This window comes from Pseudoduganella sp. GW821-FHT11H04 (assembly GCF_058807935.1).
Genome location: NZ_JBXARE010000011.1, coordinates 66320 through 91080 on the forward strand (window position 1 = coordinate 66320; position 24761 = coordinate 91080).

Annotated in this window: 23 protein-coding genes and 1 riboswitch; of the genes, 10 read left to right on the forward strand and 13 right to left on the reverse strand. The window is 60.8% G+C overall.

Annotated features, from left to right (window positions below):
* Positions 1–14 precede the first annotated feature (14 nt).
* The 7 genes from AC1RTP_RS21390 to AC1RTP_RS21420 form a co-directional block, all read right to left on the reverse strand.
* Positions 15–2195: a sodium-translocating pyrophosphatase gene (locus AC1RTP_RS21390; RefSeq protein WP_498610250.1), complete on the reverse strand. Its 2181-nt coding sequence runs from the start codon at positions 2193–2195 to the stop codon at positions 15–17.
* A gap of 238 nt (positions 2196–2433) precedes the next feature.
* Complete coding sequence (adk, locus tag AC1RTP_RS21395; protein ID WP_498610251.1) at positions 2434–3090, reverse strand: adenylate kinase; 657 nt, start codon at positions 3088–3090, stop codon at positions 2434–2436.
* Positions 3091–3168: 78 nt separating this feature from the next.
* Positions 3169–3927: a 3-deoxy-manno-octulosonate cytidylyltransferase gene (gene kdsB / locus AC1RTP_RS21400; RefSeq protein WP_498610253.1), complete on the reverse strand. Its 759-nt coding sequence runs from the start codon at positions 3925–3927 to the stop codon at positions 3169–3171.
* A gap of 3 nt (positions 3928–3930) precedes the next feature.
* Positions 3931–4107, reverse strand: coding sequence for a Trm112 family protein (locus AC1RTP_RS21405; RefSeq protein WP_082507565.1), 177 nt, complete (start codon positions 4105–4107; stop codon positions 3931–3933).
* Entirely contained in the window at positions 4088–5143 is a 1056-nt protein-coding gene (gene lpxK / locus AC1RTP_RS21410; protein ID WP_498610255.1) for a tetraacyldisaccharide 4'-kinase, read from the reverse strand. The genes AC1RTP_RS21405 and lpxK overlap by 20 nt, the downstream gene beginning before the upstream one ends.
* Entirely contained in the window at positions 5143–5562 is a 420-nt protein-coding gene (locus tag AC1RTP_RS21415) for an ExbD/TolR family protein (RefSeq protein ID WP_498610449.1), read from the reverse strand. The genes lpxK and AC1RTP_RS21415 overlap by 1 nt, the downstream gene beginning before the upstream one ends.
* Before the next feature lie 21 nt (positions 5563–5583).
* On the reverse strand, positions 5584–6189 hold the full coding sequence (locus tag AC1RTP_RS21420) for a MotA/TolQ/ExbB proton channel family protein (RefSeq protein ID WP_498610257.1): 606 nt from the start codon (positions 6187–6189) through the stop codon (positions 5584–5586).
* A gap of 904 nt (positions 6190–7093) precedes the next feature.
* Between AC1RTP_RS21420 and xseA the strand changes: the two genes are divergently transcribed.
* The 3 genes from xseA (at position 7094) to AC1RTP_RS21435 (ending at position 9817) form a co-directional block, all read left to right on the forward strand.
* A complete protein-coding gene (gene xseA / locus AC1RTP_RS21425; protein ID WP_498610258.1) occupies positions 7094–8437 on the forward strand; it encodes an exodeoxyribonuclease VII large subunit in 1344 nt (447 codons plus the stop codon).
* Positions 8438–8504: 67 nt separating this feature from the next.
* Positions 8505–9083: a superoxide dismutase [Fe] gene (sodB, locus tag AC1RTP_RS21430; RefSeq protein WP_090441166.1), complete on the forward strand. Its 579-nt coding sequence runs from the start codon at positions 8505–8507 to the stop codon at positions 9081–9083.
* 59 nt (positions 9084–9142) lie between these two features.
* Positions 9143–9817: a hypothetical protein gene (locus AC1RTP_RS21435; RefSeq protein ID WP_498610260.1), complete on the forward strand. Its 675-nt coding sequence runs from the start codon at positions 9143–9145 to the stop codon at positions 9815–9817.
* Here the strand turns inward: AC1RTP_RS21435 and AC1RTP_RS21440 are convergent, their stop codons facing one another.
* Positions 9818–10831 (reverse strand): zinc-dependent alcohol dehydrogenase family protein, encoded by a 1014-nt coding sequence (locus AC1RTP_RS21440; protein WP_498610262.1) that lies wholly within the window; start codon positions 10829–10831, stop codon positions 9818–9820.
* Positions 10832–10937: 106 nt separating this feature from the next.
* Here AC1RTP_RS21440 and AC1RTP_RS21445 point away from each other — a divergent pair, with 106 nt between their 5' ends.
* The 3 genes from AC1RTP_RS21445 to AC1RTP_RS21455 all read left to right on the forward strand — a co-directional run bounded on the left by AC1RTP_RS21445 (position 10938) and on the right by AC1RTP_RS21455 (position 15109).
* Positions 10938–11906 carry a LysR family transcriptional regulator gene (locus AC1RTP_RS21445; RefSeq protein WP_498610264.1) on the forward strand — a complete coding sequence of 323 codons (969 nt, stop codon included), beginning with the start codon at positions 10938–10940 and terminating at the stop codon, positions 11904–11906.
* Positions 11907–12078: 172 nt separating this feature from the next.
* Positions 12079–12225 (forward strand): hypothetical protein, encoded by a 147-nt coding sequence (locus AC1RTP_RS21450; RefSeq protein WP_498610265.1) that lies wholly within the window; start codon positions 12079–12081, stop codon positions 12223–12225.
* Between the two features lie 19 nt (positions 12226–12244).
* On the forward strand, positions 12245–15109 hold the full coding sequence (locus AC1RTP_RS21455) for a TonB-dependent receptor (RefSeq protein WP_498610266.1): 2865 nt from the start codon (positions 12245–12247) through the stop codon (positions 15107–15109).
* A gap of 76 nt (positions 15110–15185) precedes the next feature.
* On the opposite strand, the gene AC1RTP_RS21460 is transcribed toward AC1RTP_RS21455, so the two are convergent.
* Positions 15186–15500 (reverse strand): hypothetical protein, encoded by a 315-nt coding sequence (locus tag AC1RTP_RS21460; protein WP_498610268.1) that lies wholly within the window; start codon positions 15498–15500, stop codon positions 15186–15188.
* A 297-nt stretch (positions 15501–15797) separates the two neighbouring features.
* Here AC1RTP_RS21460 and AC1RTP_RS21465 point away from each other — a divergent pair, with 297 nt between their 5' ends.
* Complete coding sequence (locus AC1RTP_RS21465) at positions 15798–16295, forward strand: MarR family winged helix-turn-helix transcriptional regulator (protein ID WP_498610270.1); 498 nt, start codon at positions 15798–15800, stop codon at positions 16293–16295.
* A gap of 85 nt (positions 16296–16380) precedes the next feature.
* Here AC1RTP_RS21465 and AC1RTP_RS21470 read toward each other — a convergent pair whose 3' ends face one another.
* From AC1RTP_RS21470 to AC1RTP_RS21480, 3 genes are all read right to left on the reverse strand, one after another.
* Positions 16381–16692 carry a hypothetical protein gene (locus AC1RTP_RS21470; RefSeq protein WP_498610271.1) on the reverse strand — a complete coding sequence of 104 codons (312 nt, stop codon included), beginning with the start codon at positions 16690–16692 and terminating at the stop codon, positions 16381–16383.
* A gap of 1 nt (position 16693) precedes the next feature.
* Complete coding sequence (locus tag AC1RTP_RS21475; protein ID WP_498610273.1) at positions 16694–17347, reverse strand: thiol:disulfide interchange protein DsbA/DsbL; 654 nt, start codon at positions 17345–17347, stop codon at positions 16694–16696.
* Between the two features lie 121 nt (positions 17348–17468).
* Complete coding sequence (locus AC1RTP_RS21480; RefSeq protein WP_498610274.1) at positions 17469–19403, reverse strand: TonB-dependent receptor; 1935 nt, start codon at positions 19401–19403, stop codon at positions 17469–17471.
* A 72-nt stretch (positions 19404–19475) separates the two neighbouring features.
* Positions 19476–19671: riboswitch (cobalamin riboswitch) on the reverse strand.
* 88 nt (positions 19672–19759) lie between these two features.
* Between AC1RTP_RS21480 and AC1RTP_RS21485 the strand changes: the two genes are divergently transcribed.
* The 3 genes from AC1RTP_RS21485 to AC1RTP_RS21495 are packed head-to-tail and all read left to right on the forward strand — an operon-like array spanning position 19760 to position 23614.
* On the forward strand, positions 19760–21949 hold the full coding sequence (locus AC1RTP_RS21485; protein ID WP_498610276.1) for a M1 family metallopeptidase: 2190 nt from the start codon (positions 19760–19762) through the stop codon (positions 21947–21949).
* Positions 21946–22806 carry a hypothetical protein gene (locus AC1RTP_RS21490; protein ID WP_498610278.1) on the forward strand — a complete coding sequence of 287 codons (861 nt, stop codon included), beginning with the start codon at positions 21946–21948 and terminating at the stop codon, positions 22804–22806. The genes AC1RTP_RS21485 and AC1RTP_RS21490 overlap by 4 nt, the downstream gene beginning before the upstream one ends.
* A gap of 19 nt (positions 22807–22825) precedes the next feature.
* Complete coding sequence (locus AC1RTP_RS21495; RefSeq protein ID WP_498610280.1) at positions 22826–23614, forward strand: DODA-type extradiol aromatic ring-opening family dioxygenase; 789 nt, start codon at positions 22826–22828, stop codon at positions 23612–23614.
* Between the two features lie 138 nt (positions 23615–23752).
* On the opposite strand, the gene ylqF is transcribed toward AC1RTP_RS21495, so the two are convergent.
* Entirely contained in the window at positions 23753–24700 is a 948-nt protein-coding gene (gene ylqF, locus AC1RTP_RS21500) for a ribosome biogenesis GTPase YlqF (RefSeq protein ID WP_498610282.1), read from the reverse strand.
* Between the last annotated feature and the right edge of the window lie 61 nt (positions 24701–24761).

The following is a 24761-nucleotide window of genomic DNA, read 5'->3' on the forward strand; positions in this document are numbered from 1 at the left end:
ATGAGTGGCGCGGCTTACTTCGCCGCTGGAGCTTCAACAGGAGCCTGGGCTTCAGCTGCCGCAGCCGCCGGAGCCAGTGCAGTAGGCGCCGCGGCCTGCTGCGCAGGAGCCGGAGCCACCACTTGCTGGTTGGCCTGCATCGGCGCCATGGTCACCGACAGGATGCCGGTAGCCGGCAGCAGCGGCACCAGCAGCAGCGCCACGATGTTAATGATCTTGATCAGCGGATTGACGGCTGGGCCGGCAGTATCCTTGTACGGGTCACCCACGGTATCGCCGGTCACCGCCGCTTTGTGCGCGTCGGAGCCCTTGCCGCCATGATTGCCGTCCTCGATATACTTTTTCGCGTTATCCCAGGCGCCGCCGCCGGTGGTCATGGAAATCGCCACGAACAGGCCGGTGATGATGGTACCCATCAACAGGCCGCCCAGCGCACGCGGGCCAAGCAGCATGCCGACCAGGATCGGCACCAATACCGGCAGCAGCGAAGGCGCAATCATTTCCTTGATCGCGGATGCAGTCAGCATGTCGACAGCCTTGTCGTACTGCGGCTTGCCGGTGCCGTCCATAATGCCCGCGATGTCGCGGAACTGGCGGCGCACCTCCACCACCACCGCACCGGCAGCACGGCCCACCGCTTCCATCGCCATGGCGCCGAACAGGTAAGGAATCAAGCCGCCGATGAACAGGCCCACGATCACCATCGGGTCGGATAGGTCGAAGGTCATCTGCAGGCTGCGCGACTCCAGCGCGTGGGTGTAGTCGGCGAACAGGACCAGCGCGGCCAGGCCGGCGGAACCGATCGCATAGCCCTTGGTGACGGCCTTGGTGGTATTACCCACCGCATCCAGCGGGTCGGTAATAGCGCGCACGGAATCCGGCATGCCCGACATTTCGGCGATACCGCCGGCGTTGTCGGTAATCGGACCGTAGGCGTCCAGCGCCACCACGATACCCGCCATCGACAGCATGGAGGTCGCCGCGATCGCAATGCCGTACAGGCCGGCCAGCTTGAAGGAGACCAGGATCGCCACGCAGACCGCAATCACAGGCCATGCGGTGGACTTCATCGACACGCCCAGGCCGGCAATGATATTGGTGCCGTGGCCGGTGGTGGAAGCTTCCGCGATATGGCGCACCGGGGTGAATTCAGTGCCGGTATAGAACTCGGTGATGTAGACCATCAGGCCGGTCAACACGATGCCGACGACGGTTGCGCCCATCATCTTGTAGCGCATTGCATCGTCAGGCCAGATCATCCAGGTCACGACCACGAAGCCGATCAGCGACAGGCCGGCAGCCCACCACAAGCCGGTGTACAGCGCCGACATGATCTTCTTGCCCGGCTTGGCCTTGACCATCGAACAACCGATGATGGAGCCGATGATGGACACCGCGCCCAGCAGCATCGGGTAAATCGCAGCCTGCGCCTCGAAGCCGGTGATCATCAGAGCACCAAGCAGCATGGTCGCAATCAAGGTCACCACATAGGTTTCAAACAGGTCGGCCGCCATGCCCGCGCAGTCGCCCACGTTGTCGCCCACGTTATCGGCGATCACGGCAGGGTTGCGCGGGTCATCCTCAGGAATGCCCGCTTCCACCTTGCCCACCAGGTCGGCGCCGACGTCGGCGCCCTTGGTGAAGATACCGCCGCCCAGACGGGCGAAGATGGAAATCAGCGAAGCGCCGAAGGCCAGGCCGATCATCGGCTTGAGCACATCGTGAACGCTCGCAGCAGGACCGCCCATGGCCATCAGGATCCAGTAGAAGCCGGCCACGCCCAGCAAGCCCAGGCCAACCACCAGCATGCCGGTGATAGCGCCGCCCTTGAACGCAACATTGAGCGCTTCATTCATGCCCACCGACGCAGCTTGCGCGGTACGCACATTGGCCCGTACCGACACATTCATGCCGATAAAGCCGCAAGCGCCGGAAAGCACGGCGCCAAGCAGGAAGCCGACGGCGGTCTTGATATCGATCGCCGCCCCGATGGCGACCAGCAGCACAACACCGACGATAGCGATGGTGCGGTACTGGCGGGCCAGGTAGGCCGCAGCACCCTGCTGGATGGCTGTCGCGATTTCCTGCATGCGGGCGTTGCCCGCGTCCTGACCAAGAATCCAGCTGCGCGCCCACAGCCCATACACAACCGCGAGCACGCCGCACGCAATCGCGAACCACAAACTTGCTGCCATAAATTGCCCCCTTACGTTATTAGAATCAAAAGCCACAAAACGAACTCGGTACAACCGAACTACGTACTGCAAAACTTTGACACTTCACGGCCAGGGGGCCGCCAAACCGGTAAACCGGTGTCTGACCCACTGGGTCGGACACCTAAGACGCGACTGCCGCGTATCGGTACCTGCCCCTGCGGGTCGGGTACCGGGTTGCCGGTTATAAAAAAGCGGGCCGAAGCCCGCTTAGTGTGATTTAGCTGTTCAGAGCCGCGAATGCGCGGTCGCGAATCTCGTCGACTGGACCAACGCCTTCGATCTTGCGGTATTTAGGCGCACCAGGCTGGCCCGATTTGGCCCACTCGCCGTAATAGCCAAGCAGGACTTCGGTCTGGTTGTGGTAAACGTCCAGGCGTTTCTTGACGGTTTCTTCCTTGTCGTCGTCGCGCTGCACCAGGTCTTCACCGGTGACATCGTCCTTGCCTTCGACTTTAGGAGGGTTGAATTTGACGTGGTACACACGGCCCGAAGCCGGGTGGCTGCGGCGGCCGCTCATGCGTTCGACGATCTGGTCGTCAGGCACGGCGATTTCCAGAACGTAGTCGATCGTGACGCCTGCGTCCTTCATCGCGTCGGCTTGCGCGGTGGTGCGCGGGAAGCCGTCAAACAGGTAGCCGTTGGCGCAGTCCGCAGCTTTCAGGCGGTCTTTCACCAGGCCGATAATGATGTCGTCGGAAACCAGCTGGCCAGCATCCATCACTTTTTTAGCGGCCAGGCCCAGTTCAGTACCTTCCTTGATTGCGGCACGCAGCATGTCGCCGGTGGAGATCTGGGGAATGTTGTACTTTTCCTTGATGAAGTTGGCCTGGGTGCCCTTACCGGCTCCTGGAGCTCCTAACAGAATGAGACGCATGAATGTTCCTAAACGATTTAATAATAATTTTTGATGATGCCTTAGCCACCTTGCTAGAAACTTACCACAGAAGTTGGCTTATCCGCCACTTTTGTAGATCGCTTGCACACGCGCCAGGTCTTCCGGGGTATCCACCCCCGCCGCCGGAGCGGAATCGGTCACGTGAACGGCAATGGGGTAACCATGCCAAAGGACGCGCAGCTGCTCCAGGGCTTCTATCCCTTCCAGCGGCGACACTTCCAGCGCCGGGTAGGCTTGCAGGAAGTCGTTTCTATAAGCGTAAAGGCCAATATGGCGCAAAGGGACGTAGCCGGCCGGCAGGGCCGATTTGTCCTTGGCGAAGGCATCGCGGTGCCACGGAATGGTGGCACGGCTGAAATACAGTGCACGGCCCTGCTTATCCAGCACCACCTTCACCACGTTCGGGTTGAAGGCGTCGGCCGCATCGTGCAGCGGGTGGGCGCAGGTGGACATCGGCACGTCGGCGCCGATGCGGGCGGCGGCGGCTTGCAGCAGGTTCGGATCGATCAGGGGTTCATCGCCCTGCAAATTGACGACTACAGCATCCATCGGCAGGTTCATGGCGCGCGCCACTTCGGCGATGCGGTCGGTGCCGGACGGGTGGTCGGCACGGGTCATGAAGGCTTCGATGCCGTGCTGTTCGCAGGCTTCTTTAATAGAGGCGTGGTCGGTGGCGACGATGATGCGGGCAGCGCCGGCTTCCTTGGCGCGTTCGGCGACGCGCACCACCATCGGCTTGCCGCCCAGGTCGGCCAGGGGCTTGTTGGGCAGGCGGGTCGAGGCCAGGCGGGCCGGGATGATGACAACGAAGGACACCGCTTACTCCGTGGTGTCGGGCAGGGAGCGCGCTTCGTCGGCCCACATGATCGGGATGCCGTCGCGGATAGGGTATGCGAGGCGGTCGCCTTTGCAAATCATTTCCTGGGCTTTTTTGTCGTACTCCAGAGGGCCCTTGCACACAGGGCAGACCAGGATATCAAGCAGGCGTGCGTCCACGTAGTTTCTCCACAATTTGATCGGCTAGCGCGGCGTCGATGCGGGCGCTGACTGGAACGACCCAGATTCTTGGATCGTTGCGTAATTCTTCAATTTGCCAGCATTTTACTGCATCCTTCTCCGTCACCAGAATAAAGTCGGCCTGCAAATTAGTGAACGGGCGGTCTTTAAAGTCGTGATGATCGGGTAAAGGAAGCTCCTGCGGCTCGATTCCCGCCGCCTTCAACATCCCGAAAAAGCGGGCAGGATTGCCGATGCCGGCAGCCGCAGCGACCCGCAGGCCGCTACCCTGCACCGTGCGCTGCGCCAGCCCGGCCAGCGTCATACGTTCGCTGCGGTCGGCCAGGCGCTCGGCGACATCACCGACAAGGCGCATCTGCCAGGGCGCGCCTACCGGAGCGACGGCGGCGGCCAGGGCCGGCGTCAGCTCGGCTGCATTGACCACCGTGAAATCGCGTTTGCGGGATGGCGGCTCGCGCAGCGGCCCCGCCGGCAGCGTCCAGCCATTGCCGACGCCGCGGCCGTCGAATAGCACGATTTCCACGTCGCGCGCCAGGGCGTAATGCTGCAAGCCGTCGTCCGTAACGATCACGTTGACTTCGGGATGGGCAGCCAGGAGCGCCCTGCCCGCAGCGGCGCGCGCCCGGCCAACGAACACCGGGCAGCCCGTGCGGGCCGCAATCAGCACCGGTTCATCGCCCACTTCGGCGGGCGTCGATGACGCAGCGACTTCGCGCGGCGCCGCATCCTTGCTGCCAAACCCGCGCGACACCACCCCCGGCCGGAAACCAGCCGCCCGCAACGCATCCACCAGCCAAATGGTCAGCGGCGTCTTGCCGGTCCCGCCAATGAAAATATTCCCGACCACGACCACCGGTACCGGCAGCCGCTCGGACGGCGACAGCCCGGCCGCAAATGCAGCCCGGCGCAAAGACGCGAGAAAACGGAACAGCAGCGACAGCGGCCAAAGCGCACAAGCCAGTGCGCCCCGCCGCAGCCACTCGCGGGAGAACGTCGTCTCCAGGGAAGAGGCCATTACTTGGCTTGGGCGGTCTGTGCCTCGAAGGTCACCTTCTCGAAGCCTGCCAGGCGCGCCGCCTCCATCACGTTGATCACCATCTGGTGCATCGCGAACTGGTCGGCATTGATCTTCACGATCGGGTTGCCGCCCTTGGCAGCTTCCTTCATCTGCTCGGACAGGCCGGGCACGTCGCGGAACGACACTGGCGTGCCGTTGACGGTGTAGTTGCCTTTGGCATCCACGGTCACAGTCAGGTCATTCGGCTGCTCCACCGACTTTTCCGCATCGGCGGTCGGCAGCGTGATTTTCAGCTCGGTGAACTTGCTGTAGGTGGTGGTGATCATCAGGAAGATCAGGATCACCAGCAGCACGTCGATGAACGGGATCAGGTTGATCTCCGGATCTTCGCGCTTCTGGCCGCGGCGGAAATTCATCGCCATAAACTGAGCCCTCGCTTACTTGCGGGTGTTGTGGACCAGGTCCACGAACTTGACCGCCTGCTGCTCCATATCGATCACGAAGGAGTCCACCAGCGCGCGGAAGTGGCGGTAGAACACCAAGGTCGGCATGGCGATCGCCAGGCCAAAGCCGGTGTTGTACAGCGCGGTCGAAATACCGTGGGCCAGCTGCGCCGGGTTGGCGCCGCTCGAATTCTGCGAACCGAAGATCTCGATCATGCCAACCACGGTACCGAACAGGCCCATCAGCGGAGCCAGGGTAGCGATCGTGCCCAAGGTGGTCAGGAAGCGCTCCAGGTCATGCGCCACGGCGCCGCCCGCTTCTTCGATCGATTCTTTCATCACATCGCGTGGAGCGTTGACATTACGCAACGCTGCCGAAAGAACAACGCCCAGCTGGGACGATTTTTCCAGCTTATCGATGATCTCAGCCGTGATATTGCCGCTGCGATAAACGCGCACAACCTCGTCCAGCAAGGTCTTGGGAATGATGCGGGAACGGCGGAGGTACATCAGGCGCTCAACGATCAGAGCGAGGGCAACGATGGAAGCGATCAGCAGAGGCCAGATTGGCCAGCCGGCGGCCTGGAAAATTGCGAGCAAGACGTACTCCTAAGAAAGAAATCCCAAACGCGCAATGTAGCCTGTCGAGAGCTAACAGGCAAGTGTGTGCATTCTTCACATTTTCTGTGGACAACATTGTTGGCAATCCAACTATTTCGCGTTAACTCCATGATTTAATTATGATTTTTTCTAATGCAAAAAATTTCATCAGCTCTGGAAGGAACAGTTTTGCACATATTCTGTGGACAAAATTGTGGGGAATGGCGGCTTTTATATCCTAAGCCTTTGATGCGAAAGCGAATTATTCTCAAGCACAAAAAATGCGCATTGGCATATGGATGGTATTTTCCAGCTGTGCACTTCTTCACATAATCTGTTGATAAGATTGTGAGCAAGGCTATGCTTGAGGCGTAAAGTACTTGATCCATAAGGACTTTCTTGCCATGCGTAAAAATTTCGCACTGGAATGTCCACCATCGTTCCTGACCCCAAGGTGGACATTTTTTGCCCTTCTGCACAAATTCTGTGGACAATGTTGTGTGCAAGGCTACGGGAGATAGTGCAAGTCCTTGATCCGCAAGAACAATCGTTTCACGCCTAATTTTTAGGCAGCATTTTTCCCCACAGCTTCTGTGGATAAAATTGTTAGCAAGGGACAGACTCGAGTGCCAAGTCCTTGATTTCTAAAATGAAAGTTACCGTGCAAACATTTTCATCACGCAAGTTTCGCAGCCAAATAGTTCCTCACACATTCTGTGGATATCTTTGTGCGTAACAGCCAATCGCTATCGCAAAGTCCTTGATCTATAAGGAAATTCATAAATTGCCCGCTAATGTAGCATTGGCGTTTATCCTTAATAATCATGAGCTTACAAAAAATGCTTGCGGTGTGAAGTGATATATGACATAAGCATGACCGCTTTCAAAAAGTGTGGACAGGTCCATGATCAATAGCCCCGAACCAAACCAGGTCATCTCAGTTAGTGCCCTAAACCAAGCCGTTGCACGCCTGTTGGAGCGCTCCTTCCCGCTTCAGTGGATATCTGGGGAAATCTCGAATTTCACCCGGGCAAGCTCGGGCCACTGGTACTTCACCCTGAAGGATGATGCGGCCCAGGTGCGGGCTGTCATGTTCCGCGGCCGTTCCCAGTACGCGGGCTTTGTGCCGCGCGAAGGCGACAAGGTCGAGGTGCGGGCGCTGGTGACCCTGTACGGGCCGCGCGGGGATTACCAGATCAATGTGGAAGCAATCCGCCGCGCCGGAGTGGGTTCTTTATTTGAAGCCTTCCAGCGCCTGAAAGAACGCCTGGCGGCTGCTGGCCTCTTCGACAACGAGCGCAAGCGCGCCCTGCCCCTGTTCCCGCGCACCATCGGCATTGTTACCAGCCCGCAAGCTGCGGCCCTGCGCGATGTGTTGATCGCCCTGCGCCGCCGCGCTCCCCATGTGAAAGTGGTGCTCTACCCTAGCCTTGTGCAGGGGCAACAGGCCGCCGCACAGATCGCCGCCGCCATTGATACGGCTTCGCGCCGTGCCGAATGCGATGTGCTGCTGGTCGTGCGCGGTGGCGGCAGCATGGAAGACCTGTGGTGCTTCAACGAGGAAGTGGTCGCTTACGCAGTTGCCAACAGCGCGATTCCTGTGGTCTCCGGCGTTGGCCACGAGACCGATTTCACCATCTGCGACTTTGCCGCGGACGTGCGCGCCGCGACGCCGACCGCCGCAGCCGAACTGGCCGCGACGCCCCGTGCGGACTGGCTCGGTTCCCTGCGCGCCGATGCCACCGACCTGCGCCGTGCCATGCGCCGCGCCCTGAGCGACGCCACACAAACCCTGGACAACCTGCAACGCCGCCTGCTCAGCCCAACCGCCCGCATCGCGCAACAGCGCATGCAGTTGCAAAGCCTGTCCACCGCGATGATGCACGCCACGCGCAATCCGCTGCAGCAGGCGCGCTTTACTGTCGACCGTCTCGCGTCCCGCCTGGCTGCACGCAAGCCCGATGCCACGGCGGCGCGCGCAGCGATGCAGGCCTTGCAGCACCGCGCCGGCGCCAGCATGCGCGGCCAGCTGGTGCAAAGGCACGATGCACTGAACGCCCTGTCGGCGCAACTCGAATTACTGAATCCCCAGCGCACGCTGGAACGCGGCTACGCCATCGTCACCGATGCCGCCGGCGCCGTACTGCGCAACCCGTCGCACATCAAACCGGGACAATCGCTGGGCGTACGCCTGGCCGAGGGCAGCGCCGAAATCGGCGTCGCCTCCGTGCAACCAACGCTTACCTAGCGTTCGTATTACAATAGTGGCCGTTTCGGCAAAAATAACTTTTCGTCTCAATCAAAAGGAAACATTCATGGAACATACCCTGCCACCACTGCCGTACGCGATGGACGCGCTGCAGCCGCACATCTCCAAGGAAACCCTGGAATTCCACTACGGTAAGCACCACCAGGCTTATGTCACCAACCTGAACAACCTGATCAAGGGCACCGAGTTCGAAAACCTGTCCCTGGAAGAAATCGTCAAGAAATCCTCCGGCGGCGTGTTCAACAACGCAGCCCAGGTGTGGAACCACACCTTCTACTGGAACTGCATGGCTCCTAACGCCGGCGGCGCGCCAACCGGTGCCGTGGCTGACGCCATCAACGCCAAGTTCGGTTCCTTCGACAACTTCAAAGCTGAATTCACCAAGTCCTGCGTCGGCAACTTCGGTTCCGGCTGGACCTGGCTGGTGAAGAAAGCTGACGGCTCCGTCGAGATCGTCAACACCTCCAACGCTGCCACTCCGCTGACCGGCGCAGACAAGCCTCTGCTGACCTGCGACGTATGGGAACACGCTTACTACGTTGACTACCGCAACGCACGTCCTAAGTACGTTGAGATCTTCTGGAACCTGGTGAACTGGAACTTCGTGGCCCAGAACTTCGCTTAATCGCGAACTTGCCGCAATCAAAAGCCCGCCGTGATGCGGGCTTTTTTCATGGAACTCTGATGGAAAATTCGGAAGACCGCGTCATCCTGCGCCGCACAGGCGCCATCATCATCCTGCTTGGAATCGTCGAATTCATCATGGGCATGGCATCTGCCCCGAAAGGGACTTTCAATTTCCAGGTCCTCGGAATACTCGTCGGCAGCGCGATCGCCTTCGGCAATATGCGTGTGGTTTCAGTTGTGCGCCGGCTGGCCTGCCTTGGCTTGCTGTCGGGCGCCTTGATCATACTGGGAGAAATCTTGGTGCTGCCTGCCAGCCTGCACCTGGCCCAGATGCGTTTTGCTCCTGGCGCGGTCTCGCTGCATTATGGCGGCGAATTGCTGCTTCTAGCCCTTACCTTCTACGTGTTTCGCCAGCTTGGCCTTCCGCCAGTATTAGCCGCTCGCACCGCCGCTGGCCATAAGCAGCGCGATATGCGCATTCCGCTGGTACTTGGTGGCTTGCTGGGACTCGCCGCGGCAGGCTTTGACGCAAAGATGCTGAACGGAGATGAAGCTGCAAAGGCGCGCCGCGAAGTTGCAGCGCGCGTCGGCCCCGGTTTCGAATATTTCACGACAGGCATCAATGTGCAGCACACCACTTCCCTTTCAGCCTCAAGAACTTTTGTCGTCGCCCGGGTGCAGGCGTGGAATGACCGGGAATTGCGTGAATACCCGGTCCAGTGGGAAGAATAATCAGATGCTGATCACGACCTTGCCGAAGTGGTTGCCGGAGGCTAGGTGTTGGTAGGCTTCGCGGGCCTGGTGGACGTCGAAGACGCGGTCCACCACTGGCTTGATTTTGCGCAGGGAGACCAGGCGCGATAAGTCTTCCTGCATTTTACGGCTGCCGACGTAGATGCCGCTCATGCTCTTGCCGCCGATGACGAGGCCGAGCAGCTGGATGCCGGTTTCGAAACCGCCGCCAAGGCCGCCGATCACGGCCACTTTGCCGCCCATACCGGCGGAAGCGATGGAGCGCGCCAGCGTGTCCTGTCCGCCAATTTCCAGCACCAGGTTGACGCCCTTGCCGTCCGTTGCGCGCAGCACTTCTTCCTGCCATTCCGGATTCTTGCGGTAGTTGACCAGCACATCGGCGCCCAGCTCGCGCGCCTTTTCCAGCTTGGCGTCGCTTGACGAAGTGATGATGGTGCGCACGCCTGCGGCTTTGGCCAGTTGCAGCGCCCAGATCGACACGCCGCCGGTGCCCAGCAAAAGAACGGTGTCGCCTGCTTTCAGGCCGCCTTCCACGAACAGCGCATTCCAGGCCGTCACCCCGGCGCAAGTCAGCGTGGCCGCCTCTTCGTAGCTCAGGTGAGCCGGAACTGCTACCAGGCCGCCTTCATGGATCACCAGTTCTTCCGACAACACGCCAGTGCCGCCCGCGCCCAGGGTCACAGCAGTTTTTCCCGGGTTGAGTTTGCCGTCTTCCCACTCAGGGAAAAAGGTCGTCGCCACGCGGTCGCCGACGCGGAAGTTCTCGACACCGGGACCCACTTCGATCACTTCGCCGGCCGCATCGGAGCCTGGCACCACAGCGCCTTCGCCGCTGGTTGGATAAGAGCCATGCGCCACCATCAGGTCGCGGTAGTTCAGTGCGACGGCGCGCACCTTGACGCGCACTTCGTGGTGCTGCAATTCGCGCTTCGGCAGCTTGATTGGCTCCAGGCTTTCGATACCGGCGCCAGGGGTGATTTGGTAAGCATGCATTTGAAACTCCTTACAAGTTGTGGTTCAGTGCAAAGAACTATATAGTTTCCTTGTACTCCACAGTGGTGGAGTTTTCTCCACAGATTGTCGCCCATTTGGAAACAATATGAATGAACGCCTGAACGGCATCAACGTCTTCGTGCAGGCGGTGGAAGCCGGCAGTTTTTCCGCCGCGGCGGCCCGCTTAAGCCAGACCCGCTCCGCCGTCGCCAAGTCCATCGCGCGGCTGGAGGAGCGCCTTGGCGTGCGTCTGTTCCACCGCACCACGCGCAGCCAGAACCTGACCGAAGCCGGCCAGTCCTATTACGAGCGCTGCGTGCGCGCGCTGGCCGAACTGGATGCGGGCGAAGCCAGCATCGGCAGTGGACGCAGCGAACCCATGGGCCGCCTGCGCATCAGCGTGCCCGTCCTGTTCGGACGCCAGTTCGTAGCGCCGCTGATGATGGACCTGGCGCAGCTCTACCCGCAATTGGCCGTCGACATTTCCTTCAGCGACCGCGTGGTGGACCTGGTCGACGAAGGCTTCGACCTTGGCCTGCGCGTCGGCCCCCTGCCCGACAGCACCAGCCTCGCCGCACGTCACCTCGGCCATCAGCGCATGCTGGTTTGCGCCTCGCCGTCCTACGTCAAGAAACACGGCGCGCCAAAGGATTTGCTGGAAATCCCGCAGCATGCAGGCATCGTCTATTCGCGTGGCCGCGTAGTGAAGGAATGGACGGTCGCTATGGTCAACGGACGCACGCTGGACTTGCTGCCGCAGCAGCGCATCCTGTTGGATGATTTGCAGGTCATCGCCGATGCGGCAGCGCGCGGCATGGGCCTGGCCTGGCTGCCCTGCTGGCTGGTTGCCCCATATGTGAAACGGGGCGAACTGAAAGTGCTGTTCGATTGCGGGGCGATGGAAGCCTCACACATGCATCTTGTGTGGCCCCATACCCCTTACATGCCCGCCAAGCTGCGTGTCGCGATCGACAAACTGCTTGAGGTCACTCCCATCTACCTGGCAAGCGCGGAGGAGAACTCCGCCGTGCCTCACGTACGCCAGCGCAAGGACAAGCCGAAGACGCGCTCGTAACAAACGTTGCGCGGACGCGTCATGCGGCAGCGCTTGCAATCAATGTTCTTGATCGCCAGCAAGTCGATCACGTCATCTTCGAACCCTTGCCTGAGGATCGTTGCGGCGACGCTGCCGGCTGGCGCGAAGGCCCACGCTTTCCCCTCTGCGAAACCGGTTTTTGCAACTGTTTATGACCAGCGAAAACCGCTCCGGTTTTCGTGGTCTCCAAGCCTGGTGCGATACCGAAACCAATATTAAAAACCTGGAAAAAGTCATTGGATTGGTCATTGCTGCATCTCTAACATGGATTTCAGAGCAATACCAATTTTTTCCATAACTAGAAACAGAGGAGACGTATGAAATCGCATGTATCTGCACGCCCTTTGGCCTTGAAGCTGACCGTGACCGCGCTGATGGGCGCCGGAGTGCTCAGCAGCGCCTCGGTGTGGGCGCAAGCGGCCGCCGATAAGACCGAGCCGAATGACACCACGACCGTGGTCGTCACGGGCGTCAAGGCATCACTGATCAAGAGCCTGGCGATCAAGCGCACCAGCGACCAGGTCCTGGAATCGGTCGTTGCTGAAGACATCGGCAAACTGCCCGATAACAATGTCGTCGAAGCGCTGCAGCGCGTGACGGGTATCCAGGTCACCAACCGCGCCGGCGGCGAAGTCGGCACCATCTCCATTCGCGGCCTGCCCGACCTGCAAACCACCTGGAACGGCCGCAATATTTTTACCGCGTCCGGCACGCAGGTCGCGCTTCAGGACATTCCCTCGACCCTGGTTCGCCAGATTGACGTCTACAAGACACGCGACGCCAGCCAGTTAGAAACCGGCATTGCGGGCCAGGTTGACGTCAAGTCGCTGCGGCCGTTCGATTTCAAAGGTCCGAAAGTTTCGCTTTCGGTGCGTGAAACCTATCTCGATCCAGCGAAAAAAACGAACCCTCAGTTCAGCGCCATGTTGAGCAACCGCTGGGAAACCGGCATCGGCGAAATCGGCGCTCTGGTCAATGTGTCGGCTACCAGGACGAAATACCGCAATGAAAGCGTGACGCCGGGCGCCATGGTGCCATTTACCAGCCCAAATGCCGCCGAAGTTCCCCCAGGTTACACGCCCTTGCAGCGCATCTTCGACAACAATATCTGGACACCTGGAACCCATACAGGCTTGCCGATGGCCGAGGGTTCAACGCTGAATTTCAACGGCAAGGCTTATCCTTACTACCTGGCGCGTGACGCTATTTTCCAAAGCGATGTTGAGGGCGAGCGCAAGCGTCCTGCCGCCAATATCGCCTTGCAGTGGAAACCGAACGCTGATTCGGTCTACACCTTCGAATCGATGTACAACGGTTATCGTGACAAGTCCTTCAACCGCTTGCTGTTCAGCTTCGTTGACTGGTGGGGCGATCTCGGCAGCAACCCTGCGGGGACGATCACGACGTTCCCGGGAACGAACGTGATCAAGAGCCGCAAAGTCAATAACGTCTATGGCTTCAACAGCGGCGACTACACCACGTCGGCAACCGATTCCTACGTTTATGCCCTGAACGGCAAGTGGAACATCGGCGACCGCCTGAAGCTGGACGGTGACCTGTCCTACCAAACCAGCAGCTATCACTCGGAATTCACAGCCACCCGGATTGATCGCGTTGCACCGTCCATCAACGTCGACTTCAATGCCGGCGGCAATAACACGGCCTTCCATTTCAACAACGATGCCGACCTGGCCGACCCAAGCAAGTGGAATGTTGCGCAGTTCTACGATAACGCCAACCGCAATAAGGGTAGTGCTGCGACGGCCAACCTGACGGGCGTCTACGATGCCGACTGGGGTGCCTTGCAGACGATCCAATTCGGCGTGCGCTTCGACGACCGCAAAGCGTCGGAAGCGAACCGGACGCAATCGGCCTTCCTGGGCCGCAACCTCGCCTCGCTGGGTGCCGGCTATTCCTCCACCAACTCGAACTTCGGCACGGCCATCTCGGACGTTCCGCGCTCATGGGTGGAGCCCAACGCCTACTACATCCGCGACAATATCGACGAATGGCGTAAGCTCTATAACTCGGCCGATGCGAACTTCCTGACGACGGACAAACTGAACCTGCAGAAGACGTTCGAGGTCGATGAAAAGACGAGCAACCTCTTCCTGATGGGGAACACCCAAAACGAGCTGTTCGGCCGTCGCCTGCGCGGCAATTTCGGTCTGCGCTACGTCAAGGTCGATACCGATATGACCTTCTATAAGGTTGATGCCACCACCAAGGCGGTCACCTCGTCCAGCGCCAGCAAGTCGACCAGCAAGGTCCTGCCAAGCATGACCCTGATTTACGACGCATCCCAGGACGTCGTGACGCGCCTCAACTATGGCGAAACCCTGCGCCGCCCGAATTTTGGTGACCTGAATCCTGTCCTGCAATTAGGTGACGACGTTTCGAAGGTGGGTTATGGCTCCGGCGGCGGCGGCAATCCCGACCTGAAACCGACGCGCTCCAAGAACCTGGACCTGACGGCTGAGTGGTACTTCCAGAAGGACAGCGCACTCTACGGCACCGTGTTCAAGCGCAAGATCGACGGTCTGGTCGTGAACCTGCGCCACAAAGTTCACGTCGATCCGGCGAACGACCCGTTCCGCAACTCGACCTCGGGCGGCGACCATACGAACGGCTATGACTACGTCATCAACTCGCCGGTCAATGCCTCCAACGGCACGATTAAGGGCGCCGAGCTCGGCTTGATCTATTTCCCGAAAGGCTTGCCTAGCCTGCTGGACGGCCTGGGTTTCCAGGGCAGCTATACGCGACTCAGCTCGTCGCAAAACGTGCCTGACGCCAATGACGCCGGCGTCGTCGTTGCCCAGCTTGAGACTCCGTTCTTCGGCGTATCCAGGAGCTCCTACAACGCCACCCTGGCATACGAAAAGGGTCCGGTCAGCGCGCGCTTGTCCTATGTCTGGCGCTCCGGCTTCCTGGCCGCCAACGAAGCCGCCTTGTTTGCCAATCCGATTGGCATCTGGCGCCATCCGGAAAAGAGCGTGGACTTCCAGGTCTCCTACAAAATCAACGACAACATGTCGTTTGATATCAGTGGAGTCAACTTGACGAACGAAATGCAGCAGCAGTACTACCATTTCGGCAATGCGGGTAACGCACAGGTGAGCAATTTCGGCACGGTCCAGGTCGGACGTTCAGTCTCGGCCGGCTTCCACTGGAAAATGTAAGTACGGACGGTCATTAAGACCCGTCTAGCCAGGGCGTTGTTCGGTTCACACCGGCAACGCCCATTTTCATTTCACCTTAGCTGCCGCGCTCGGCGTCGTCGTGCTCAGGGCGTTTGGTGTCTGGCAGCGATTCAACGTGGTCGACATCGATATCCGCGCCGTCCGGGGCCGGCGTATCGCCGCCGACGCTGGCGCGCTCGCCGGTGCCTTCGGCGTCGGTATCGCTGTCGAGTTCGGTGTCACGGGGGCCTGGCGGGCGTGCGCCCTGCAGGTCGCTGCCGGAATCGGACGAATCGCTGGGGCCGAGCGCCCCGGTGCCATGGCCCTTGCGCAATTCACGGTCGGGCTCGACTGGCATATTGTCCGGATCGAGGGTACTGGTTCCTGACATGATGTCCTCCTGTTTCCAGGAATTTAACAAATTCGGCTATCAGGCGGCGCAGTGTTGGAAGATGCCAACACTATGTTACTTGGGCAATATTACAGAAATATCTTCAGTTTTATCACATTTGTACCAAATTTCCCCCGCAGGTATAAGGTTTTCCCAAGATGTAGCTATCAAAAAATACGCAACCGATGCTTACATGGGACTTACGTTTGGGCTTTGATACAGATCAAAGTTGCATTTACCTTAGGTCAACACTAGTACAATTCAGGCTTGAACAAATTGCACAGGAGTGCCTGCAGAATGAGTAGTTTTGACGCAACAAACAAGCGCCTGAAAAATATTCATACTCGCATCCCGGAATTCCCGGAAGATCTGGTACGCCTGCTGCGCATGACCTATCACGTCCAGAAACGCATGAAAGATCTGGCGAATTCGGTATTGCGCAAGTACGACCTGGTCGATGCCAGCTATATGGTGCTGGCGGTGCTGTATGGTTCGGAGAGTGAGTCTTCGACCGCGTCCAACCTGGGTGAAGCCTGCATGGAAAAGCCGGCCAACCTGACCCGGGTCTGCAACGACCTGGAAGCGCAAGGCCTGATCACCCGCGGCAACCGCCCGGGCGACCGCCGCTGCGTGATGATCACCCTGACCGAAGCGGGCCGCAACCTGATCGAGCAGGTCATGCCGGAAGTCTGGACGCGTACCACGCGCGCCTACGAAGGCTATAACAGCGACGACATCAAGGTGCAGGAACAGCTGTTCAAGCGACAGCTCGCCAACCTGGACGTCACCGCTTAAATAAAAGTCGGGGTCAGGTCTGGCAATCGGACATTTTGCTGCGCAAAATGTCCGATTGCCAGACCTGACCCCGACTTTTATTTCACTACTTTTGAGGTTTGGTGTGCTTCATCGCGTAGATGAGGTGCTCCCACCAATGTTCGCGTGACTGCACGCCCAGCATGCATTGGCGGTCGATCTCTTCCTTGAAGACCTGGTCGCGGCATTGCATATTCATCAGCGCATTGCGCTGGTTTTCCGCATTGATCACGGCCACCACCAGCCAGAACACCAGTCCGCACAACAGGACCACCAGCGTCCAGGCCAGGTGATTGACCCAGGTGCGCTGCACCAGGCCGGCCTCGTCAGGGGCCGACTCCCGGAATGCTCTCATCACGCCTTCTTCACGTTCTTCCATCTTATTTCTTGGTCGCTGCAACCTTGGCTACCAGGTAATCCGCCACGGCAATCGCTGCAGCCTGGGACTGCTCTTCCGACTGGTTAGGACGGCCAGCCTGGGTTGGCGAAGTCATGTAACGGCCATCGACCACCAGGGTTGGTGCAAATTCCACCTTGTACTGGCCGATCAGGGTGCCGATACGCTTCATTTTAGACTCGACGCCGAAGGATTTATAGACGCTTTCGTACTTGGCCTTGTCCACGCCGGCGCTGACCACCACGGCGGTCACGTCTTCTTCACGCATCAGGCGCTTGTGGTCCTTGTGGATGGCGTCGAACAGCTTCTGGCTGGCGATATCAGGGGTGCCCATGGTTTCCAGGGTCACGTAGGCACGTGCCAGCACATCTTTCTCGTTGCGGGCGAAGTGGATACGGCGGAAGTGGACCTTGTCGGCGTTCGCCTTGACCCAGGCCGACATGCGTGGCTCGAGCGCATTGCAGTGCGGGCAGGTGAACATGAAGAACTCGATCACTTCAACCTTTTTGCCAGCGCTTTCAGTCGGCACTGGCGGAATGGTCGAGTAATCAACGCCCTCTTTTGGCTCGGCGGCGTAGGCGCCGGCGGCGGTGAACATCAGGGCGGCAGAAGCAATCAGCAGTCGCAGCAAACGCATGGTCATCCTTACAGATAAATGGTAAACGCCGCGAGATTACCATTTTTTGCGCGCTGTGATCAGCCCCGGCGGCCAAAATGGCGCCCCCGGGGCTAATTTAAGGCTGCTTTAAGCGCTTAGATCAGAAGTCGTAGCGCGCAGATACTTTCAGTTGGCGGCCATTGTCCGGGTAGATACCGCCGTGGCAGGAGAAGGCCTGGCTGTAGTGGTCCTTGTCGAACATATTGAGCGCAGTCAGCGCCAGCTCCCATGGGCCAAACTTGCGTGCATAGCGGCCGTCGACGGTGGTGTAGGCCGGCATGCGGGCGTCGCAGCTGTTGGTGAAATCGCCACCGTAGCGCTGCTTGCCGACGCGCTGTACGCCGATGTCGGCGCTCTGGCCGTCCGTTGGCAGCCATGCCAGGCGCACGGTGACGATGTTCTTCGGTACCAGCGCCAGCTCGCGGCCGGCGTTCGGGCCGGAGCGGAACTCGGCGTCAACCACCTGCAAGTGGCCCTGCACTTGCCATTCCTTGGCGAAGCGGTAGCTGCCATCCAGTTCGAAACCCTTGCGCTGGGTCGGCGCCAGGTTGACGTTGGAGCCGAACATGCCGGCGGTCGGGTCGTAATAGATCTCGTTTTCCAGGCGGTGGCGGAACAGGCGTGCGTCCAGCTTGGCGGCGCCGGCTGCGTAGCCCAGGCCGATTTCGGCGTCATGCGAAGTCTGGGTCTTCAGCGGACCGCCGGTTTGCGGGGTGTAGCCATTTTCGTCGGAGTTGGCGACGCGGTAGCTCTGGCCAACTTTGGTCCAGGCGGTCAGGCCTGGCGCAACCAGCATGCTGCCCTGCAGTTCCCAGGCGTTATGCGCTTGCTTGATGCTGTAGATGTCGGATGCGAACGGCGCTGGATCGACGGAGTCCTTCTCGAACAGTTCGCGGCGTGCACCGGCGGACAGGCGGAATTGCTGCGGGCCGGCGAACTTCACTTCATCGCGCAGGTAGAAAGCTTTGCTGCGCTGGGTCGCGTCTGCGGCTGACCAGTCGCTGTGGGTTTCGCGGTTCCAGCGGCCGAAGTCGACGCCGGCTACCAGTTCGTTCAGCAGGCCATTGAACTGGCCCAGGTGGCGTACGCGCGGCGAGAACTGGGTCTGCTTGCTGTTGTAGACCGACTTGGAGCCGAAGTAAGTGGCTTCCGCGTCCTTGGTACGGTGCGACAGTTCGGCTGCGAAATCAAAGGCGCCGACTTTGTGCGACCAGGCCGCGGTGTAGCGGTCGGTGTCGACCTTGCCGAAATCTTCAGGGGTGAAGGTCTGGCGCGGATTGGCTTCGAACTGCTTTTCCGACAGGCTGCCCGGGAAACGGGTGTCCTGGCGCGCGATGTCGGCGCGCAGCGACAGGCGGCCGAAGGCGCCGTCGAATTGCAGGCCGCCGTTAAAGCGCGACTGCTTGAAATCGTTGTTGTCGCGGTAGTTGTCGGTGCGCAGGTGGCCGGCCGATGCGTCGATGGCGAAGCCGTCGAAGCCCTGCGCTACGCTGCCGCGCACTTCGCCGCTGTGGAACTGGCCCAGTTCCGTGAAGACGTTGCCGCTGCGCTTGCCCGCTTGCGGGCGCTTCGTGACGATATTGATTACGCCGCCGGTGGCGCCTTCGCCATACAGGACGCTGGCGCCGCCGCGCATGATGTCGATATGTTCCACCAGGTCGATCGGGATGGTGGACAGGGTGGCGCTGGTCAGCTCGTTCTCGCTCATGCGCACGCCGTCCAGCACGATCACCACGTTCTGGTCGCTGCTGCTGCCGAAGCCGCGCAGGTCCAGGCTGAAGTCGGCCGGGCTGCCTACCAGGCTGGTACGGCCGTACACGCCGCCGATCTTGCGGATCGCTTCATTGACGCTGGAGACGCCGGAGCGGCGAATGTCGGCCGCGCTGATGGTGCTGGCGCCGATCGGCGCCAGCGATGGGTCGCTGGCGAAGCGGGAACCGGAAATAACGACGGTATCGGATTGGGCTTGGGCCGGTGCGGCGAAGCACAGGGCTACAGCTGCGGCCAGGGCGCAGCGCGAGGAGATGAAGGTCATGATCAAACAGTAGAAAGAGTATCCGCCTGCGTCCCCGCAGCCGGAATCCACAGAAGTCGCACCCTGCGCGGGCGCGCTTCCACCTCCCTGGCCGGTATCCGGGCTAGCAAGTCTGACCGGGCCACCTTCCTGCATTGCAGTGGTTATCTGGCGCGGCCTGCCGTCGTCAATGACGGCGCTTGCGTACCGTTGCGGGGGCAGCACTATGCGTTTCCCGTTTAACTGCCCCCATGAACAGGGGGCGGGCACCAAGGCGCCGACATTATATACGCAGGCCACGGTGGACCATGAAAATCTTGGCAATTAACCGACACTCAGGCTATATTTTCGCGTTGCAAATTATTTAATGGAGACTTATGCGTATCGCACAAATTTTGGCCGCGGCCGCCCTACTCGGCGGCGTCGCGGTCCAAGCCTCGCTGTGGGCGGAAGGCGGCACTCCCGCCACCGTACCGGAAGCGGGTACCGGCATTCCACTGGCGCTGCCAAAAGCCGCTGCCGTGACCCAGCCGAGTGCCGCCAATGCCTGGGGCGGCATCCGCACCGGGAAGGAAGCCACGCTGTCCGACCGCGTGGTGGACTACAAGATCGAAGCCAGCCTGGACCCGGTCAAGCACACCGTGGACGGCAAGCAGCGACTGACCTGGCGCAACCGCAGCAACGAGCCTGTGCGCAGCGTGTACGTGCACCTGTACCTGAACGCTTTCCAGAATGCTGAAAGCACCTTCTTCACCGAGCAGCGCAAGGCCGGCTCGGGCTTCCGTTCCGGCGTCGACACCAAGGATGGCGACTGGGGCTATATGGAGCTGCGCAGCGTGCAGCAAGGCGGCGCCAGCGTGCCGTGGAAGTTCGTGCATCCGGACGGCGGCCCTGCCACCGACCAGACCGTGGTGCGCATGGACTTGCCGCAGGCGGTAGCGCCGGGCGCCAGCACCACGCTGGACATCAGCTTCTTCGACCAGTTGCCGCGCGTGGTCGCGCGCTCCGGCTACTTCGGCAGCTTCCACCTGGTGGCGCAATGGTTCCCGAAAATCGGCGTACTGGAATTGCCGGGTGAACGCGGCGCCACCGCAGTGCGCTGGAATGCGCATGAATACCACTCGCAGTCGGAGTTCTATGCCGACTTCGGCTCCTACGACGTCAAACTCACCGTGCCGAAAGCCTACACCGTCGGCGCCACCGGCGAGCAGCAAGGCGAGCCGGTCGAAAAAGACGGCAAGCACACCTACCACTTCATGCAGGGCGACGTGCACGATTTCGCCTGGACCGCCGACAACCGCACCGCCAAGCCGCTGACCGCGACATGGCACGGCGAAGGCAGCCCGGAAGTGAAGATCACCGTGCTGTTCCCGCCGGAATACGCTTCGCACGCGGCGCCTTCGCTGCAATCGGCGAAGGACTCGCTGGAGTACTTCTCGCGCACCCTGGGCCCCTACCCTTACAAGACCTTGACCGTGGTGGTACCGCCCTTCAATGCCAACGAGGCGGGCGGCATGGAGTACCCGACCTTCTACACCGCTGACAATTACGGCGATGTGGCGCCGGGCACCATGGGCGCCGGCCTGCTGGACTTCGTCAACATCCACGAATTCGGCCACGGTTATTTCTACGGCATCCTGGCCAACAACGAGTTCGAAGAGCCGATGCTGGACGAAGGCTTGAACGAGTACTGGGATAACCGCATGCTGCGCGATACCGGCCGCAAATACTTTGCCGCCAGCCAGCTGTCGCGCCGCCTGGGCATTGCCCCGCCGGTCGACTTCATGCAGATCGAACGACTGGGCACGCCGCGCGAAGAACCGTCCGACCCGATCGGCCAGAATGCCTACGACCGCCTGCAAGGCGTTGGCCCTGTGTATTCCCGCACCTCGCTTGCGATGCACGACCTGGAAGCCCAACTGGGCAGGGAAACTACCGAGCGCGCCTTCAAGGAGTTCTACCGCCGCTGGAAATTCCGCCATCCGAGCATCGCCGACCTGCGTGAAACCCTGGCCGAAGTGAGCGGCAAGCGTGCGCTGGTCGAGCGCGTGTTCGCGCAGCAGGTGTACGCCATCGAGAAGGTTGACGACCGCGTCGCCAAGTTCAGCAGCGAAGAAGTCGTACCGCAGCCCGGCGTGCACATGGTGAACGGCAAGCGCGTGGAGCTGACCGAAGACCAGGCCGACGAACAGGCGGACAAGCAGCGCAAGGAATGGGAAAAGAAGCACCCTGATGCCAAGCCAGGCACCGGCGCTTTCCCTTACCTGACCAAGGTCACCGTGCGCCGCCGCGGCGCCGACGTGCCGCAAGTGCTGGTGGTGGAGTTCGCCGACGGCAGCAAGGAAACCGTGAACTGGAGCGGCCCTGAGCGCTGGCAAACCTTCGAGTGGACCAAGCCGGTGAAAGCCGTTTCGGCCCGCATCGACCCGGATAACAAGAACCTGCTCGACGTGAGCAAACTCGATGACAGCCGCACGCTGAAGTCCGACGGCAGCGCTGCACGCCGCTGGACCTTCGACTTCGCCGCCATTATCCAATCCCTGATTGCCCTGATTGCCACCGTATGAAGCTGACCACCAACCTGAAAAACGCGGCCCGCGCCGCCCTGCAATGGCGCCTGCTGCTGGTATGGCTGGCCGCCGTGCTGCTGCCGGCACTGCTGCTCGCCCTGCCCGTCTGGAGTGCGCTGTCCGAGCTGCTCAATCATTCCGTGCGTGCTCCCGAACTGGCGCGCACGCTGGACCTGCTCGCCTTTACCGACCTAATGGGTGAACTGCGCCGCAATAACGTTGCGCTGCAGGCAGGCGGCCTGGCTGCCCTGTTCGCGACGCTGCTGCTGTCGCCTTTCCTGACCGGCGTGATCACCACAGCCGGCCGTTCACAGGAGACCGCGCGCTTCCGCGAACTGCTCGCCGGCGGCATCGCGGAATACCCGCGCATGTTCCGCATGCTGCTGTGGTCCATCGTACCGATGGGCGTGGCGCTGGCCCTTGGCGGTGCGCTGGCAGAGGCGGCCGAGAAGCATGCACTGGGCGCGACGCTGGAATCCGATGCCTCGACCTGGTCGAATGCAGCGTATATCGCTACCGCCTTCCTGCTGCTGCTGGCTAACCTGACGCTGGATGCTGGGCGCGCCCAACTGGCCATCGACCGCCGCCGCACCTCCGCCGTAAAGGCCTGGTGGTGGGGCGTGAAGCTGATGCTGCGCCGTCCTGTCTCCATGCTGGGCGGCTATATGGTGCTGACCGTGGCCGGCCTGCTGCTGGCTGCCCTGCTGGCTGTGGCGCGACTGCAGGTGGCCGGCAGCAATGCCCTCCTGCTGCTGGCGGCCTTTGTGCTGGCGCAGCTGATCGCACTGGCCGTGGCGTGGATGCGCGCGGCGCGCCTGTTTGCGCTGATGTCGGTGTCTGCAACGAACCGCTGACCGGAGTATATTGGTGGGCATGACTACCTTGCCCACCTTCTTCCTGTCACACGGCGGCGGCCCCTGGCCCTGGATGCGTGACCAATTCGGCAACGCCTACGACCAGCTCGAGGCTTCCCTGCGCGACTTGCCGCGCCAGGCCGGCGGCAAGCCGCAAGCCCTTCTCGTTGTGACTGCACATTGGGAGGGGCGCGACTTCCTCCTGTCATCGTCGGCCAAGCCGGCGATGATCTACGACTACGGCGGCTTCCCGCCGCATACCTACCAGATCCAATATCCTGCGCCCGGTTCGCCTGAACTGGCGGAGCGCGTGGCTTCGCTGTTGGGCGAGCGCGCGCGGCTTGATCCTGATCGCGGCTTTGACCATGGCACGTTCAGTGCCATGTATCCGGCGTTTCCGGAGGCGGATGTGCCGATCGTGCAGCTCTCGCTGCGGCATGGGCTGGATCCGGCGGAGCATTTGACTGTCGGACGCTTGCTGCGGCCTTTGCGTGACGAGGGTGTACTGATTATTGGCAGCGGCCTGAGTTATCACAACCTGCGGGCGTTCAATGCTGCGGGGGCCGAGGCTTCACATGTGTTTGATGCGTGGCTGCGCGAGACCATGGCGGCGGAGCCGGCGGAACGGACGGCGCGTTTGCTTGAGTGGGAACGGGCGCCGGCGGCGCGCATGGCGCATCCGCGGGAGGAGCATTTGCTGCCCTTGATGGTGGTGGTGGGTGCCGCGGAGGGTGAGGCGGCGCAGGTGGTGTATCACGAGGACCGCTTTATGGGGGCGATGGCGGTCAGTAGCTTTAAGCTCGGCTAAACCCGGTAAACCTGGGTACGGCCCAAGGGCCGGACCCTATCGGATCAGCCGTTGACGGTGCTTTCCAGTCGACCGGTGAGCAGACTGGGTCAGACCCTTGCCGGATGGCCGTCCCGTCTGACCCAGGTTTACCGGGGTTCAGGTTCCGCGCTTGCCCTTCATGCGCTCGGCTTCCTTCTCAGCCGCCTTGCGCTCTGCTTCCTCGGCCTTGATGCGCTCTGATTCAGCATACACCGCCAACGCCTCCGCGCGGGTCGCCGGCGTCTCCAGCGAAATCCGCCCCAGCGCCCCGCTGCGATAATCCTGCAGCAGCATATGCGACGCCTTCTCGAAATCCCAATCCCCGCCCTTCAAACGATAGCTGCGCAACTGCGCCACACGTTCGATCAGCGCCACGCCATCCATCGCCGACACATCGGCCTTATAGCGCGCCTTCAGCAACTCCGGATAACGCTTCAGCAATTCCTCCGCCAGCCACACCGCTACCTCCTCCTCGATCAGCGCATTGGCGCCGATCGCATGGGAAGCCGCCAGCGCCATGCCGTCGGACGGCATCTCAATCTTCGGCCACAGCAAGCCCGGAGTATCGATCAGCACCGTTTCCAGATCCAGGTAAATCTTCTGCTGCTGCTTGGTGACCGCCGGCTCATCGCCTACCTTGGCCACGCGGCGCTTGAGCAATGCGTTCATCAGGGTCGACTTCCCAACGTTTGGAATCCCCATGATCATCATGCGCAGCGGCTTGATCGCCTCGTTGCGGTGCGGCGCCAGCTTGCGCGCCTTGGAAATCACCTTGGCCACGTCGGACGGCTTCTTGGTCGTCATCGCATACGCGGTGACGGTCTTGTCCTGCTCGAAATGGCGGATCCATGCCGCGGTGGCATCCGGGTCGGCCAGGTCGATCTTGTTCAGGATTTTCAAGCATGGGCGCGAGCGAAACTTGCGCAGTTCTTCCACCAGTGGATTGCAGCTGGCCGCAGGCAGGCGCGCGTCGACTACTTCGATGACGACATCGACGTCGGCCATCTGTTCCGCCGCCTTTTTCTTGGCGGCGTTCATATGCCCGGGGAACCATTGGATAGACATGCTCTTGCCTTAAAAATCGAATGAACAATCCGCTATTTTACATGGCGGCACCGCTTTGCTA